The 14,956-nt window shown below is 62.5% G+C and carries 14 protein-coding genes; 4 read left to right on the top strand and 10 right to left on the bottom strand.

The window, feature by feature from the left end; genetic code table 11:
* The first annotated feature begins 3 nt into the window (after positions 1-3).
* Positions 4-1,554, top strand: a complete 1,551-nt coding sequence (locus AC06G5_RS18245) for an ArnT family glycosyltransferase (RefSeq protein ID WP_480457917.1) — start codon at positions 4-6, stop codon at positions 1,552-1,554.
* 52 nt (positions 1,555-1,606) lie between these two features.
* Here the strand turns inward: AC06G5_RS18245 and ahr are convergent, their stop codons facing one another.
* Positions 1,607-2,638 carry an NADPH-dependent aldehyde reductase Ahr gene (gene ahr, locus AC06G5_RS18240; protein ID WP_480457915.1) on the bottom strand — a complete coding sequence of 344 codons (1,032 nt, stop codon included), beginning with the start codon at positions 2,636-2,638 and terminating at the stop codon, positions 1,607-1,609.
* 200 nt (positions 2,639-2,838) lie between these two features.
* On the opposite strand from ahr, the gene AC06G5_RS18235 reads away from it, so the two are divergent.
* Entirely contained in the window at positions 2,839-3,039 is a 201-nt protein-coding gene (locus tag AC06G5_RS18235) for a YbdD/YjiX family protein (RefSeq protein WP_480457913.1), read from the top strand.
* Positions 3,040-3,093: 54 nt separating this feature from the next.
* Here the strand turns inward: AC06G5_RS18235 and AC06G5_RS18230 are convergent, their stop codons facing one another.
* Positions 3,094-3,975, bottom strand: a complete 882-nt coding sequence (locus AC06G5_RS18230; RefSeq protein WP_480457911.1) for an NmrA family NAD(P)-binding protein — start codon at positions 3,973-3,975, stop codon at positions 3,094-3,096.
* Between the two features lie 38 nt (positions 3,976-4,013).
* Positions 4,014-4,655, bottom strand: a complete 642-nt coding sequence (locus tag AC06G5_RS18225; protein WP_480457909.1) for an HD domain-containing protein — start codon at positions 4,653-4,655, stop codon at positions 4,014-4,016.
* Between the two features lie 120 nt (positions 4,656-4,775).
* Between AC06G5_RS18225 and AC06G5_RS18220 the strand changes: the two genes are divergently transcribed.
* Positions 4,776-5,798 carry a GlxA family transcriptional regulator gene (locus AC06G5_RS18220; RefSeq protein ID WP_413426804.1) on the top strand — a complete coding sequence of 341 codons (1,023 nt, stop codon included), beginning with the start codon at positions 4,776-4,778 and terminating at the stop codon, positions 5,796-5,798.
* Positions 5,799-5,842: 44 nt separating this feature from the next.
* On the opposite strand, the gene AC06G5_RS18215 is transcribed toward AC06G5_RS18220, so the two are convergent.
* Together AC06G5_RS18215 and AC06G5_RS18210 are read right to left on the bottom strand one after the other, a co-directional pair.
* Entirely contained in the window at positions 5,843-7,141 is a 1,299-nt protein-coding gene (locus AC06G5_RS18215; RefSeq protein ID WP_480457906.1) for an MFS transporter, read from the bottom strand.
* A 48-nt stretch (positions 7,142-7,189) separates the two neighbouring features.
* On the bottom strand, positions 7,190-8,368 hold the full coding sequence (locus AC06G5_RS18210) for a M20 aminoacylase family protein (RefSeq protein ID WP_480457904.1): 1,179 nt from the start codon (positions 8,366-8,368) through the stop codon (positions 7,190-7,192).
* A gap of 142 nt (positions 8,369-8,510) precedes the next feature.
* On the opposite strand from AC06G5_RS18210, the gene AC06G5_RS18205 reads away from it, so the two are divergent.
* Positions 8,511-9,464, top strand: a complete 954-nt coding sequence (locus AC06G5_RS18205; protein WP_413426798.1) for a LysR family transcriptional regulator — start codon at positions 8,511-8,513, stop codon at positions 9,462-9,464.
* A gap of 8 nt (positions 9,465-9,472) precedes the next feature.
* Here AC06G5_RS18205 and AC06G5_RS18200 read toward each other — a convergent pair whose 3' ends face one another.
* The 5 genes from AC06G5_RS18200 to AC06G5_RS18180 all read right to left on the bottom strand — a co-directional run bounded on the left by AC06G5_RS18200 (position 9,473) and on the right by AC06G5_RS18180 (position 14,917).
* On the bottom strand, positions 9,473-10,240 hold the full coding sequence (locus AC06G5_RS18200) for a metallophosphoesterase (RefSeq protein WP_413426796.1): 768 nt from the start codon (positions 10,238-10,240) through the stop codon (positions 9,473-9,475).
* 291 nt (positions 10,241-10,531) lie between these two features.
* Positions 10,532-12,004, bottom strand: coding sequence for an aldehyde dehydrogenase family protein (locus tag AC06G5_RS18195; RefSeq protein ID WP_480457901.1), 1,473 nt, complete (start codon positions 12,002-12,004; stop codon positions 10,532-10,534).
* Positions 11,997-12,824, bottom strand: a complete 828-nt coding sequence (locus tag AC06G5_RS18190) for an ABC transporter permease (protein WP_110659223.1) — start codon at positions 12,822-12,824, stop codon at positions 11,997-11,999. The genes AC06G5_RS18195 and AC06G5_RS18190 overlap by 8 nt, the downstream gene beginning before the upstream one ends.
* Position 12,825: 1 nt before the next feature.
* Positions 12,826-13,743: an ABC transporter permease gene (locus AC06G5_RS18185; protein ID WP_480457899.1), complete on the bottom strand. Its 918-nt coding sequence runs from the start codon at positions 13,741-13,743 to the stop codon at positions 12,826-12,828.
* 31 nt (positions 13,744-13,774) lie between these two features.
* Positions 13,775-14,917, bottom strand: coding sequence for an ABC transporter substrate-binding protein (locus tag AC06G5_RS18180; RefSeq protein ID WP_480457898.1), 1,143 nt, complete (start codon positions 14,915-14,917; stop codon positions 13,775-13,777).
* Positions 14,918-14,956: the final 39 nt, after the last annotated feature.

The raw sequence follows: 14,956 nt of genomic DNA, 5'->3' as shown, positions 1-14,956 counted from the left end.
ACCATGCGTAGATCGTTGTCGCCCAGGGTCGAGTGCCTGGGCCTGATGCTGCTTGCCCTGTTGCTGATAGGCGCGGGAATGGGGCTGCGCCAGGCCCAGAATGTGGATGAGGAACGCTTCCTCGGCGTCGCACTGGAGATGCTGCAAAACGGCTCGTGGCTGATCCCGCACCGGGCCGCCGAGATCTACGGCGACAAGCCGCCGATTTTCATGTGGACGGTGGCGTTTTTCACCTGGCTGACCGGCAAGCCCAACATCGCCCTTTACATCCCGGGACTGTTTTCGGCCGTGACGGTCACGGCGATGGTCTATGACCTGGGCCGTCGCCTGTGGACCCAGCGTACCGGGCGCAACGCCGCACTGTTGTACCTGGCGACATACCAGACCTACAGCATCCTGCGTACCGGTCAGATCGACAGTTTGTTGATTCTGTTCACCTCCCTGGGCCTGTACGGTCTGGCGCGACACCTGCTGCTCGGCCCGGCATGGCGCTGGTTTTACGTGGGCTGCGCGGCCATGGGCATCGGCGTGATCACCAAGGGCGTGGGATTTTTGCCAGCGCTGTTGCTGATTCCTTACGCCTATGCGGTACGCAAAGATTGGCCCGGTGTGGTGGCCATGCCCGGCGAGGCGCGCAAGTGGTTGCTGGGGTTTGCGCTGATGCTTGCGGCGATTGCGATCTGGTTGTTGCCCTTGGCCTTGTCCATCATCTTCAATGGCAGCGAAGACGAAATTGCCTATGCGCGGGAAATCCTCCTGCACCAGACCGCCGGCCGCTATGCCGCTGCGTGGCATCACCGCGAACCGTTCTGGTACTTCTTCACCAACGTGATTCCGCAGTACTGGCTACCGTTGGTGCTGGTGCTGCCATGGCTGGTGCCCGCCTGGCGCCGTCAGTTGCAAAAACGTGACGGCCGGGTCCTGGTATTGCTCGGTTGGGTAGCACTGGTGGTGCTGTTTTTCTGCATCAGCAGCGGCAAGCGCAAGTTGTACATCTACCCGGCGCTGCCTGGGCTGGTGTTGGTCGCCGCGCCGTTGATTCCGTGGCTGCTCAAGCGCTGGTTCAAAAGGCACCCGCGTTTGCGCCGGGTGTTCCCGGCACTGGTGGCGACCTGGTTCGTGTTGTGGTTCGCCCGTGGTTTCATCGAGCCGCTCAAGGAAGGCACCAACATCGATCAGGTGCTCATGACACAGGCTGCGACCATGACCCAGGGCGCCGATCTGGTGCTGGTCAACTGGGAAGAGGGGCACTGGTTGTTTGCCCGTCAGCCGATCGTGCATTTCGGCATGGACTATTCGTCCATCGAAAAAGCCGCGCTGTACCTGCGCGAACACCCCAAGGCCTACGCCTTGGTGCCGGATGACGTACTGAGCCAGTGCTTCAATCCCGAAGCGGCCCGTGAACTGGGTGAAAACTCCCGGGCGAACTGGTCGATCGTGGGGGCGGATGCCGATAACGGCAAATGCCTGCCGCAAGAAACCAGCAAAGCCTATCGGTTCACCTGGGATGACCCGCATATGCCGTCGGCGCCGGCGCAAGTAGCCAATCCCTGAGCAAAAAAAGGGCCGTTTGAACAAGCGGCCCTTTTTCTTCGTTCGTCGCCTGTCATTGACTGGCGTCCAGCACCACGCGGTATCGCGCCTTGCCGCTGCGCAGATGATCGATGGCTTCGTTGATCCGGCTCATGGGAAACATCTCGACCTGCGGCAGGATCTGATGGCGTGCGCAGAACTCCAGCATGGTCGCGGTGTTGGCGGGTGAGCCGACCGGTGAGGCGGACAAGACTTTTTGCTGGGGAATCAGGTTGAACACGTGCACCGGAATGGCATCGGGCACGACGCCGACAAAGTGCAGGCGACCCTTGCCGCGCAGGGTGGCAAGCATGGCGGTCCAGTCGAGGTTGGCGTTGGCGGTGACCAGGAGAAAATCCAGGGTGCCGGCAATGGCATTGAGTGCATCGGTGTCGGTCGAGGCGACCACCTTGTGCGCGCCCAGGCGCCTGGCTTCGTCCTGCTTGCTCAGCGAAGAGGTGAACGCCGTGACTTCGCAGCCCCAGGCGTTGAGAAAGCGCAGCGCCAGGTGACCGAGGCCGCCGATACCCACCACGCCGACCCGGTCGGTGGGCTTGATGCCGAATTCCAACAGCGGGTTGAACACGGTCGAGCCGGCACAGAACAACGGCCCGGCCAACGCCGGGTCGAGCCCGTCCGGAATCGGCAGGGCCCAGGCCCAGTGCGCGCGAATGCGGTCGGCAAAGCCGCCGTTGCTGCCGATGATGGTCGGTTGAACCGTGCTACACAGGTTATGGGAGCCTTCGATGCACGACGTGCAATGCATGCAACTGCCCTTGTACCAACCGATGCCCACCCGCTGGCCCAGTTCCAGGCCGCGCACCTGGGCGCCCACCCGCACGATACGGCCGACTACTTCATGGCCGGGAATGAACGGGTAGTGGCTGATCCCCCAATCGTTGTCGATCAGCGACTGGTCGGAGTGGCAGACGCCGCAATATTCCACCGCGACCTCCACCTCATCGTTTCCCAACGGGCCGGGATCGTAGCTGTAGCGTTCCAGTGGCGCGCCCGCTGCCGTGGCGGCCCAGCCGGTAAAGGTAGTGAGTTCGCTGCTGTCGCTCATGGGATACCTCCAGATTATAAGTCAGGGGTTTTTGGCCGCTCGGGTGCAGCGGCGGAGCGAGGAAAGTGTAGCGGGTTGCCGGGGCTCCATCGGGTACGACCCCGGATACTTGAAAATACAAAGGCGCCCGAAATGGACACAATGCAGATACATGAGCGCGGTTTCATGGGCCAGGTCCGACGTTCACAGAGAGATCAGCCATGTTCCGCAAATTGCAGCAGCTCGCCAGATTGCTCAGTCAGAGCGCCCGATTGATGGTGGGCGTTCCCGAGTACGACAACTACGTGGCGCAAATGGCCCGAAACCGTCCGGGCGAGCCGGTGATGAGTCATGAGGCGTTTTTCCGCGAACGCCAGGAAGCGCGTTTTGGCCGGGGCAAGTGCAATACGCGCTGCTGTTGAAGGCGTTGGGCGTATGCGCGGGTCTTCAGTGACCGACGCATACGCCCGCCACGGTCACTGTTCGAACATTTGGCGATTGGCCCGTACGAAGTCAGCCACCGTTTGCGGCGCTTGACCGGTGATCTGCCCGATCACGCCATCCACTCCGGCAAAGATCCCGTTCTGGTAATCGACAGCCACCTCCAGAAAGTGCTGGATGACAAATTCCGGCAGATCGTAGGTCTGCAGGTGCTGGCGATACTCCTCCAGCGTCGATGGACTGTAGGTGATGGTGCGGCCGACGATGGCGCTGATTTCCTCGGCGATTTGCCCATGGCTCAGTTCGACCGGGCCGCACAGCGGGTAGGTCTTGCCGATATGACCGGCCGGCTGGGTCAGTAGCCTGGCGATCACACGGGCCTGGTCTTCGGCGGCAATCGGTGCGTGTCGCCCGTTACCGTACGGCAGCGTTATCTTGTTTTCCTTGACGATCTGATCCAGCACCCACGGAAAAATCAGCCATTCGGAAAAGAATGTCGGGCGAATGTGCACCACAGGCACGCCCGACCAGTCGAGTACGCGCTCGGCGATCCAGTGGTCGCGGGCGGCATGGCTCAGCGAGTCTTCGCGAGCGGAAATCTGCGACATTTCCACCACCACCTCGACGCCTGCGCGCCGTGCGGCATCGGCAAAGTAGGCGGTCGCCTGAATGTAGCCGGGGCGAACCGGGTAGCACAGGTAAGCGCCGGTCACACCATCCATGGCACGCAAGATGTCGTCATGCTCCAGCAGGTCGCCAACAAAGATTTCGGCACCCTCGTTCTGCAATGCAGTGCTGCGCTCGTCCAGCTGATGCACGAAAGCGCGCACCGCATGACCTTCATTGAGCAGATGACGAACGGTATGGACGCCGGTTTTACCGGTTGCCCCGGTGATGAGATAGGTACGTGGTTGCATGATGGAGTCTCTCTCTGCAAAAAAACGATTGGATTGGATCAGCTGTCGAAGGGCGCGTCGTCGATCAGGTCGCAGACATTCGGGCAATCGAAGCCATGGATGTGGCGACGCCCGACATCCGCGAGCCCGGTGCCAATGGCCGTATGGGGTTTCTTCCTGGCCACTTCGGCCAGGGCTTGGGTAAAGGCCGCTTTCATGCCTATGCGGGGGTAGAGCGCGAGCGTGTCGTCGACCAGCGAGGGGGTTATTTCATCCAGATGCAGCCCCATGACATCGACATGGGCGCCCAGATAGATCAGGGCGATTTCCGGCTGCTTACGGTCGGCGATGCCGGCGCTGGAGTGCAGGGCGATCGCATCCCAGACCTGTTCGGCTTTTGCCTGCGCATAACCGTTGGCCAAGAGAAAACGACGGGCGGCATCGGCGCCATCGACCTCAAAGCGCTGGTCGGCGGCAAACTCGGGCGTCAGCCCAAGATCGTGCAGCAGTGCCGCGAGGTAGACCGCTTCCCGGTCGTACTGCAAGCCCCGGCGCTGGCCGAGGAATTCGGCAAACCACCATGTCCGGTGCACATGATGCAAAAGCGCCCTGGAGTGGACGCGTTCCACGAGCGAAGCGGCTCTGCGGGCCAGTTCGGAGTCTGGTGCGCTGAAGCCGCCGATGTTGATGGGTGTATTCATGTTGCCTCCCGGGGATGAAGATGACTTGACGTTCACTCTAGGGATTTGGCGGGTGGCACAATTGACTATTTACGGATGATTTGTGCCAATATTGACGCCTTGAACCTGCAGGAGTCAGCCGTGACCAGCAAGACAAAACCCGGCCAGCCATCGATTGGCCGTACGCCAAAACGCATCGTGATATTGGGCCTGCCACCCGTGGACGGGCTCGATGTGATCGGCCCGGCCGAGGTGTTTTCCCTGGCGAACAATCTGCACGAGGGAGCGTCCGCGCCTTACGTACTTGAGCTGGTCTGCGCCGGTGTCGACCCGCAGATGGCCAGCAGCACCGGCATCGGGCTCATGGCCCACACGACCCTTGAGCACGAGCGCCGTGCCGACAAGTCCATCGACACGCTGATCGTGGCGACGGGCTGGCAGGCAATCGATCAACTGGACGGGGCGGCAATCGAATGGATTCGCGCGAGGTCACAAAACGTACGCCGGGTGTGCTCGATCTGTGTCGGTGCGTTCGCCCTGGCGGATTCGGGTCTGCTGGACGGGCGCCGTGCGACGACTCACTGGCGCATGGCGCGCGACCTGGCCGAGCGTTATCCCAAGGTGCAGGTCGATCCGAATCCGATCTGGATCAAGGACGGCAACGTCTATACCTCGGCCGGCATCTCGGCGGGCATCGACCTTGCCCTGGCACTGGTCAGCGAAGACCTGGGGGATGACGCCGCGCTGGACATCGCGAAAAACCTGGTGCTGTTCCTGCGCCGTCCCGGTGGGCAGGCGCAGTTCAGCGTCGCCCTGCAATCGCAGCAGGTCCCCGGTTCAAATCTGGATGAACTGCGCCACTGGATCAGCGAACACCTGGGTTCACAGCTAACCGTGGAAATCCTCGCGGATCGCTTTGCCACCAGCGTCCGAACCTTGATACGGATCTTTCAGCGGGAGTTGCAGACCACGCCCGCCAGGTACGTTGAAGACGTTCGGCTGGAAGCGGCTTGCCGGGAGCTCGAACTGGGCGGACGCTCGATGGAAGAGGTCGCACGCCGATGCGGTTATCACAGCGTCGACGTACTGAGGAAGGTTTTCGTCCGGCGCCTTGGCGTGAGCCCCAGAGAGTACGCGCAACGTTTCGCGCCGGACGCGGGGTAGGGGCGCCCGAGGTTTTCGCACTGGGCGTCCCCTTAAGCAGCGGTTCAGTCGAGTGGCTTGCCGGCCGTTTCCTTGACCCGCGCCAGCCCGATCAAGGTCAGGCAAAGGCACGCCATGACGTACAGCGCCGGGGCGTTGTTGTTGCCAGTCAAGCCAATCAACCCGGTGGCGAAGAACTGCGCGAAGCCGCCGAACACCGAGACGCCCAGGCAATAGATGATCGACAGCCCGGTGGCACGAATCGCCCTTGGGAACAGTTCAGTGATCAACACCAGGGTCGGCACGGTGATCAACACCAGCAACAAGGTGCTGACCAACGAGACGGCCAGCAGCATGCCGAGCGTCGGGAACCGGTTCATCAGGATGAACGCCGGGTAGATCAGCAACAGCATGGGGATGCTGCCCAGGGCGATGGTGCGGCGCCGGCCGATCCGGTCGCTGAGTCGGCCGGCCCAGATCGACAGGCCGATCTGCACCAGTGCGCCAAGGCAGGCAGCGTTGGTGCCCATGGTCATCGGCAGGTGCAGCACCGTGACCGTGTAGTTGGTCATGTAATCGAGCACGATGTAGCTGGACGCGGTGCTGCCGATCACCAACAGCACACCGGTCACTATCAGGCGACGATAGCCGGTGAAGATCACCCGCACGCTGGATACCGCTTCATGACCTTGTTCGGCGGCGGTTTCCTTGAGGTGGCGACGGATGTAAATGCCCACCGGGATCACCAGGATTCCCAAGGCAAAAGGTATCCGCCAACCCCAGCTCTCCAATGCCTCGGGCGACAAGGACGAGCTCAGGGCCAGCGCCACCAGTGCCCCCAGCAGGAAACTCAAGCCCTGGCTGAACAGCTGCCAACTGCCGTAGAAACCTCGGCTTTTGTCATCTGCGTATTCCATCAGCATCGCCGTCGAGGCTCCGACTTCACCGCCGATGGCGAAGCCCTGAATCAAGCGTGCCAGCACAATGATCAGCGGCGCAAAGAAGCCGATCTGCGCATAGGTGGGGGCGATAGTGAACAACAGCGAACCCAGTGCCATCAGCCACAGGGTCAGCATCATCGCCGGTTTGCGTCCGGCCCGGTCGGCATAGGCCCCCAGCACCAGGCCACCGACGGGGCGCATGCCGAAACCGACGCCAAACGTGGCCAGCGACAGCAGCAATTGCCCGAGCGTGCTCTCGACCGGGAAAAACTGGCGACCGATGAGCGTGGCGAAGAAGCTGTAGACGGAGAAATCGTAGAACTCGAGACCCGAGCCGATGGTGATGGCGGCGATGGCTTTTGCGCCAATCGGCCGCCGGGCTGCGGCGGCATCGGGCAGGGCGGTAGAAAGGGGAGTGGACATGGGGCGAACTCCTGAAGACGAGGGCGATACCAGCAGATTTTGGAAGGATCAGGCCAGGAAGGCCTCGACCAGTCGCACCCAGTAGCTCGCACCGGTCGCCAGGCAGTCGTCGTTGAAGTCGTAGCCGGGGTTGTGCACCATGCAGCCGCCTTCGCCATCACCGTTGCCGATCAGCAGGTAGCAGCCGGGGCAGCGCTCGAGCATCACGGCGAAGTCCTCGCTGCCGGTCAGTGGCTGCATGTTCGGGATCAAGCCTTGTTCGCCCACCCAATCGAGCGCCACCTGGCGAGCGAATTCGGTACTTTCGGGGTGATTGAACAGTGCCGGGAAGCGTTGCGCCTCGTCGACCGTCACCGTGGCGCGTGCACCGAAACTTGCCGCCTGGGCTTCGGCCACGGCGGTGATCCGTGCAATCAGCTCGTCGCGTACTTGCGTCTTGAGTGCGCGCACGCTCAGTTGCAACTCGGCATGATCGGGAATCACATTGGCCGCAATCCCGGCGTGAAACGCGCCGACGGTGACGACAGCGGTGTCGAGCGGCGCGACATTGCGCGAGACGATGCTCTGCAATGCCATGACGATGGCCGAGCCGGCCAGCACCGGGTCAACGGCCTTGTGCGGCATGGCGCCGTGACCGCCAACGCCGTCGACCCGAATGCTCACGGTGTCGGTCGAGGCCATGAACGGACCGGCCAGGAATCCCAGTTTGCCCACCGGCAGCCCCGGCATGTTGTGCATCGCAAACACTGCGTCGCAGGGGAACAGCTCGAACAAACCGTCTTCGAGCATGCGCCGGGCGCCACCGTCGCCTTCCTCGGCGGGCTGGAAAATCACCACCAGCGAGCCGTCGAACTCGCAACTCTCGACCAGGTAGCGGGCGGCCGCCAGCAACATCGCCGTGTGCCCATCGTGACCGCAGGCATGCATCACGCCTTCGTGGCGGCTGGAGTAGGGCAAACCGGTCTGTTCGATGATCGGTAGCGCATCCATGTCCGCTCGCAGGCCGATCGTCTTGCCACTGTTGCCTCGGCGCAGCAGCCCGACCACGCCGGTGCCACCCAGGCCCCGGTGCACTTGATAACCCCAGGCCTGGAGCTTGCCCGCCACCAGGTCGGCGGTGGCGAACTCTTTAAAGCTCAATTCCGGGTGGGCGTGGAGGTGCCGGCGCAGGGCGATCATCTCTTCTTCGAGCGCACGAATGCCGGGCAGGGCGGGCAAATCGATCATCAGATTCTCCTCGTTTTTATTGGTCGTTTTCGGCTGTTGGACTGATACCCTGCGATGCTAATGAGTTGGCGAATGCCGCGGCAGTCGCAAAAAAGATGGGCTGAAAACCGCTGGTTTACACCCGGTGCATCAGGAGGAAGGGATGAAGCTGCATCAATTGCGGGCGCTGGTGATGATTGCCGATTGCGGCAGCATTCGTGCGGCGGCGCGGCAACTGGGGATGTCGCAGACAGCAGTGGCCAAGGCTTTGCGCGAGCTGGAGGAGCACTTGAACCTGCCGCTGCTGGTGCGCAATGCCAGCGGCGTGGTGCTGACCACCTACGGTCAGTCGCTGTTGCAGCATGCGCGGCAGATGCTCAGCCAACTCGAACGCGCGCAACTGGAACTGGCACACCTGAGCGATCAGGCCGAAGGGCAGTTGCGCCTTGGCATTTCGCCGTGGATGGGCATGACCCTGTTGCCCGAAGTCGTGACGCTGTTCCGCCAGCGCATGCCACGGGTACGCCTGGAGATTTTCGAAGGCTTGATGGCGGTGACGTTGCCGCGTTTGCGCGACGGCACCATGGAGTTTGCGGTGGGGCTGGTGTCTTCGTTACTGCCGCGCCCGGAGTTTGTCAGCGAGCAGATTTTTTCGTATCGCATGGCCGTCGTCGCCCGCCATGGGCATCCGCTGCGTGAAAGCCGTTCCATCCACGATTTGCTCGATCAGGATTGGGTGGTCAATTACCCGGATGCCAATCACGAAAGTTTGATGACCGAACTGTTCTGGCAGCACGGCGCGCAGATCGACATGCAACACATCCACCGTGCGCATTCACCGCAGCTGACGCTTTCACTGGTCGAGCAGACCGACATGCTGAGTTATTTTCCGGAGCCGATGCTCACCATCCCGGGCTACCGCGAACGGGTGAGGCGTCTGGCTCTCGAGGAGAGCTTTGCCACCGACACCATCGGGATCGTCACCGGGCGCAATGCTCAGATGGGTGTGGCCGCGCAATGCTTCGTCGACTGCCTGTTCCAGGTCATCCGGCGCCGCGCCCGGTCGGCACGGCCGGAGGATGTCGAGCTGTTCGATACGCTGGAACTGTTGATCTGAGGGGTGCCTCAGAGCGCCAGGTCGATCACGAACGCGTCATTGAAATCAGGATTTTCGTTGATGCCATTCCTGGCATAGCCCCGGGGGTTGCAGACCACGCGGGTGTTGCCCACCCGATAATCAAAACTGCCATGGGTGTGGCCATGCAGCCACAGTGCCGGCTGCCAGTCTTTGATCCGCGCTTCGAGGTCCGAGACAAAGCTTGAATTGATCGGCGAACCGGCAAACGCCGGGCTGATGCTCGATCGTGTCGGGGCGAAATGAGAGACCACTACCGTAGGCATGCTGCTGTCGCGGGTGAAGCAGTCATCCAGCCAGGCGACGGTCTGCAGAAACACCAGCTGGGAAATGGCGGGCGTGAACAGGTCTGGAAAGTCGGGGGCGATCTTGATGTGGCTGAAGTCACGGATCAGTTGGGTCGCCAGATCAATGCCCAGCGCCCGATCTTCGGGGCTGTCGAGCAGACGATGGTCAGACCACAAGGTGCAACCGAGAAAACGCACGCCATCATGGACGTACTCCGAACGCTCCAGAACGTGGATCTGTGTGCCTCGCGCCAGGCTGTTCAACTGTTCGTGGGTGGACACCAGGTCACTGCCGTAAAACTCGTGATTGCCCGCCACGTACACCAACGGAACCGGGCACGCCTTGGCCCACTCGATGGCCTTGGCTGGCCGGGCGATATCCCCGGCGAGCACGACAATATCGGCATCCACGGCGGGAAAGGGGGTCGTGTTGACGGACAGGTGCATGTCGGACAGCAAGGCGATGCGCATTGATCAACTCCGGCTGGTTTTGCAGGGCAGGTCATTCAAGTTACGCGTTGCTGACCTCTTGCCACAAGCCTGCCGTGGCAACGGAACTGTCGGCGGATAGCGGCGGGCCAGGCGACTTCGATGCTGGATGTGCCGGCCTCTTCGCGAGCAAGCCCGCTCCCACAGGGACTGTGGTCGGCCGCAAGGTTGGAGTTCACTGAGGATCAAACTGTGGGAGCGGGCTTGCTCGCGAAGAGGCCGGCACATCCAACAGACATATTGGCCGACCCACCGCTCCCACAGTTGACATGTTTACTTCAGATACCATCCCCACGGCTGGTCGCTGACGTACTCGGTAACCTGTTTGACCTCCAGGTAGTTGTGCAGGCCCCATTGGCCCAGCTCCCGGCCGATGCCGCTGTGTTTCATGCCGCCCCACGGCGCTTCGACGAAGGTCGGCTGCGAGCAGTTGACCCAGACGATCCCGGCGCGCAGCTGGTTGGCAACCCGGGCGGTGCGCTGCAAGTCCGCGCTCATTACGGCGGCGGCCAGGCCGAAGCGGCTGGCGTTGGCCATTTGCACCGCTTGCTCTTCGGTCTTGAAGCGCTTGATGCTCAGCACCGGGCCGAACACTTCCTCGCGCCACAGAATGCTGCTGTGGCCCGGCTCATCGAAAATCGCCGGTTCGATGAAATACCCTTCGGCCAGGTGCGCCGGTCGCCGTCCGCCCGTGAGCAAATGGGCGCCGCTGGCCAGGCCCTGGTCGATGAAGCCGAGCACCTTGTCGTACTGGCCCTGGCTGACCAGCGGCCCGATCAGAACCCCGGGCTGCATGCCGGAGCCAATGCTGATCCTGCGGGTTTCTGCCACCAGCCGCTCGATCAGGCGCGGGGCGATGGCTTCCTGCACCAGCAGGCGTGAAGTGGCGCTGCACACCTGGCCCTGATTCCAGAAAATCCCGAACAGAATCCACTCCACCGCCGCTTCGACATCGGCGTCATCGAACACGATGAAGGCCGACTTGCCGCCCAGTTCCAGGCTGATGTTCTTGATGTCCCGCGCCGCCGCCGACATGATTTTCGCCCCGGTGGGCACGCTGCCGGTGAACGCCAGTTTGTCCACACCCGGGTGCTCGGTGAGCGGGCTGCCGGCGTCGGCGCCGAAGCCGGTGACCACGTTCAACACCCCGGCGGGCAAGCCAATGCGATCGGCGGCGGCTGCCAGTTCCAGGGCGGTCAGCGGGGTCAGCTCGGACGGTTTCAACACCACCGTGGCCCCGGCGGCCAAGGCGGGTGCCACCTTCCACGCGGCCATCAACAGCGGGTAGTTCCAGGGAATGATTTGTCCGGCGACGCCAATCGGCTCGTGGCGGATTCGGCAGCGGAAACGCTCGTCCGGCAAGGCCAGCGGCTGATCCTGCTGCTGGTCCAGTTCGCGGGCCAGACCGGCGTAGTAGCGAAAACAGGCGATGGCGTCGCCGATGTCCCATTGTGCTTCAGGCAAGGGTTTGCCGTTGTCGCGCACCTCCAGTTCCGAGAGTGCCTGCTTGCCGGTTTCCAGTTCATCGGCCAATGCCTCCAGCCACTGCGCGCGCTCGGCGCCGCTGCTTTGGCCCCAGCCATTGTCGAAGGCGCGACGGGCCGCGCGCACGGCATGGTCGACGTCTTCTTCGGTGCCTGCCGCCACGCGGTGGAAGGCCTGTTCGGTGGCCGGGTCTATCACGTCCAGATAGCCGCCCAGATCCGGGTTGACCCACTCGCCATTGATGTAAAGCTGATCACGCATGGTGCGACTCCTGGACGCCGGTACGGCGGTTTTGCAGATGGCGGGAAGTGAACAGCAGGGCCAGCGACACGCAGATGATCACCGTCGAAATCGCGTTGATCTCTGGCGTCACGCCACGGCGGATGGAGGAAAAGATGTAGATCGGCAGCGTCGTTTCCGATCCGGCGACGAAGAACGCGATGATGAAATCGTCGAAGCTGAAGGTGAAGGCCAGCAGGAACCCGGCCATGATCGCCGGGCTGATCTGCGGCAGGGTCACCCGCCAGAAGGTGTCCATCGGTGGTGCGTAGAGGTCAGCCGAGGCTTCGAGCAAGGCCTTGTCCAGCGAATCGACGCGGCTGCGCACGATCACCATGACCAGGGCCATGGTGAACAGCGAGTGCGCGGCGATCACGGTGAAGAAACCCATGTTCAACTTCGGCACCGTCGGCAACCAGCTCGCCAGCAACGGGTTGATCAGGTCGAACAGGCTGATGAAGGCGATCAGCGTCGAGATGCCGATGACGATGCCCGGCACGATGATCGCGCAATAGGTCAGCGCATCGAACAGCATCCGTACTTTGCTGCCGCAGCGCTGCAAGCCGAACACCGCCAGGGTGCCGAACAGCGTGGCGATCACCGCCGAGCTGAAGGCGATCAGCGCGCTGTTGCCCAGGGCCTCCATGATGAACGGGTTGCCGAATGCAGTGCCGAACCATTGCACCGAGCAGCACTGAAAGGCCAGGCCACTGCGCCCGGCGTTGAAGCTGAACAGCACGATCAAGGCAATCGGTGCGTAGAGGAACAGGTACAGCGATGTCGAATAGCTGCGCAGCCACATGTTAAAGGCCTCCGTCGGCAGGGCGACCGCCGTAGCGCGCCACCAGTTTCAAGTACAGGCCGATGATCAGCAGCATCATCGCCACCAGCGTCATCGCCAGGGCACTGCCGAACGGCCAGTTGCGCGACTGCAGGAACAGGTCGACCAGCGCGTTGCCGACAAAGAACACCTTGCCGCCACCGAGAATCGCCGGGATCAGGAACTCGCCCATCAGCAGGATGAACACCAGCATCACCCCGGTGATGATCCCCGGCGCGGACAGGGGCAGGGTGATGCGCCGGAAACTTTCGAAGGCGCTGGCACCGAGGTCCGCCGAGGCTTCGAGCAGGCGCTTGTCGAGTTTTTCCAGGCTGACGTAGATCGGGAACACCATCAGCGGCAGGTAGCCGTAGACGATGCCGATCAGCACCGCCCACGGCGTGTTGATCAATCGCACGTCCTCAAGGCCCAGGCTGGCCAGCAGCGCCGGAATGCCTTTGCCGCTGAGGATGAAAATCCACGCGTAGGTGCGGATCAGGAAACTGGTCCAGAACGGTACGATCACCAGGGTCAGCAACAACGAGCGGTTTCTGGTGACCTTGACCGCCAGGAAGTACGCCAGCGGATAAGCCGCCACCAGGCACACCAGGGTGCCCAGCGGCGCGAGCATCAGCGTGTTGCTGAACGCCGCGCCGCGCGAGCCGAGGTTCAGGTAGTTGGCCAGGGTGAAGCCACCGGCATAACCGCCCACGGCGCTGCGCTCGCCGAAACTGAAGACCAGGATGATCACCAGCGGCATCAACAACAGCAGCAGGAACCACAGGGTCGAAGGCAAGAGCATCAGCAGGGTGATGCGTCGGCCGAGGCTGCGCCGTTGGCGAACCTCGGCGGACAGGGCACGGCCCGGCTGCACCGTTTGCGGGTGGGCGGCGGCATTCATGGGTGACTCCTCATTGGCCATGGTCAAGCGATCAGGCGGACTTGAAACGTGCCATCAGTTCGGCGCGTGCCGGGCTGGTCAGCGTGGCGGCAGCTCCGAACTCCAGCGGGCTCAAGGCTTCGGCGGCCGGGTACATGATCGGGTCGTCGAGCATCGCCGTGGGCAGCAAGGCATCGACTCGCTTGTCGCCGCTCGGGTAGCCGTGGCTCAGCACTTCGAGTTTGTTGTGCTGCGGGTCGAGCAGGTAGTTGATGAAGGCATAGGCGGCGTCCTTGTGCTCCGAGCTTTTCGGAATCGCGAAGAAGTCGCTCCACAGTTCGCCACCTTCCTTGCCCAGTTCGAACTGCATTTGCGCGTTGTCGCGGTGCAGTTGCGAGGCATCGCCGGTCCACGACATCGCCAGCCAGGCATCGCCGCTGCGCATCGATGGCTGGATGTCGGAGTTGATCGCGAACAGGTGCGGCTTGACCTCGATCAGCAGTTTTTCCGCATCGGCCAGTTCTTTCGGGTCCAGGGAGTTGAAGCTGTAGCCGAAGCTCTTGAGGGCGTTGCCGATGGCGGTCAACTGGTAGTCGTGGACCATCGTCCGGCCACTGGCAGGGCCTTGGGCGGCGGCCCAGAATTCCTTCCAGCTGCTCGGGCCGTTTTTCAGTTTGCCGGCGTCGTAGAGCATGCCGGTGGTGCCCCAGTTTTTCGGCACCGCGTAAACCTTGCCGTCCACCGTGCCCTGGGCCATGAATTTCTGCTGGAACGCCGAGGCGTCGAAGTTGGGAATGCGCGACAGGTCCAGCGGTTCGATCAGGCCCAGCCCGACGTACGTGCTGATGGTGTAGTTGGTCGGCACCAGCACGTCCCAGCCACTGCCGCCGGCCTGCAGTTTGGCGAGCATTTCCTCGTTGGAACCGAACACGCTCATCGACACCCGGGCGCCGGTGGCCTTGCCGAAGGCGTCGAGGTTTTCCTGGCTGTGGTAGTTCGGCCAGGTCGCCAGCGACAGGCGATCACCGAGTTTGGCCTGCTCGGCAGCCTCGGCGGTGGAGGTCAGCAGGCCGGGCATGTGGGTGGCGACCACGGCGGCGGCAATCCCCAGGCCGGTGCGGCCAAGGAAGTCGCGGCGACTGATCGAGCCGTTCTGCCAGCTGCGCAGGGTTTTTATAAAAGTCTTCTGGTCCATAGCACGCTCCACATCCGGTTGATGAAACGAATCGATGAT

Source organism: Pseudomonas sp. WT-JTC (genome assembly GCF_056711565.1).
Note: the sequence above shows the minus strand (reverse complement) of the source record. Positions and strands in the feature narration are given on the sequence as shown.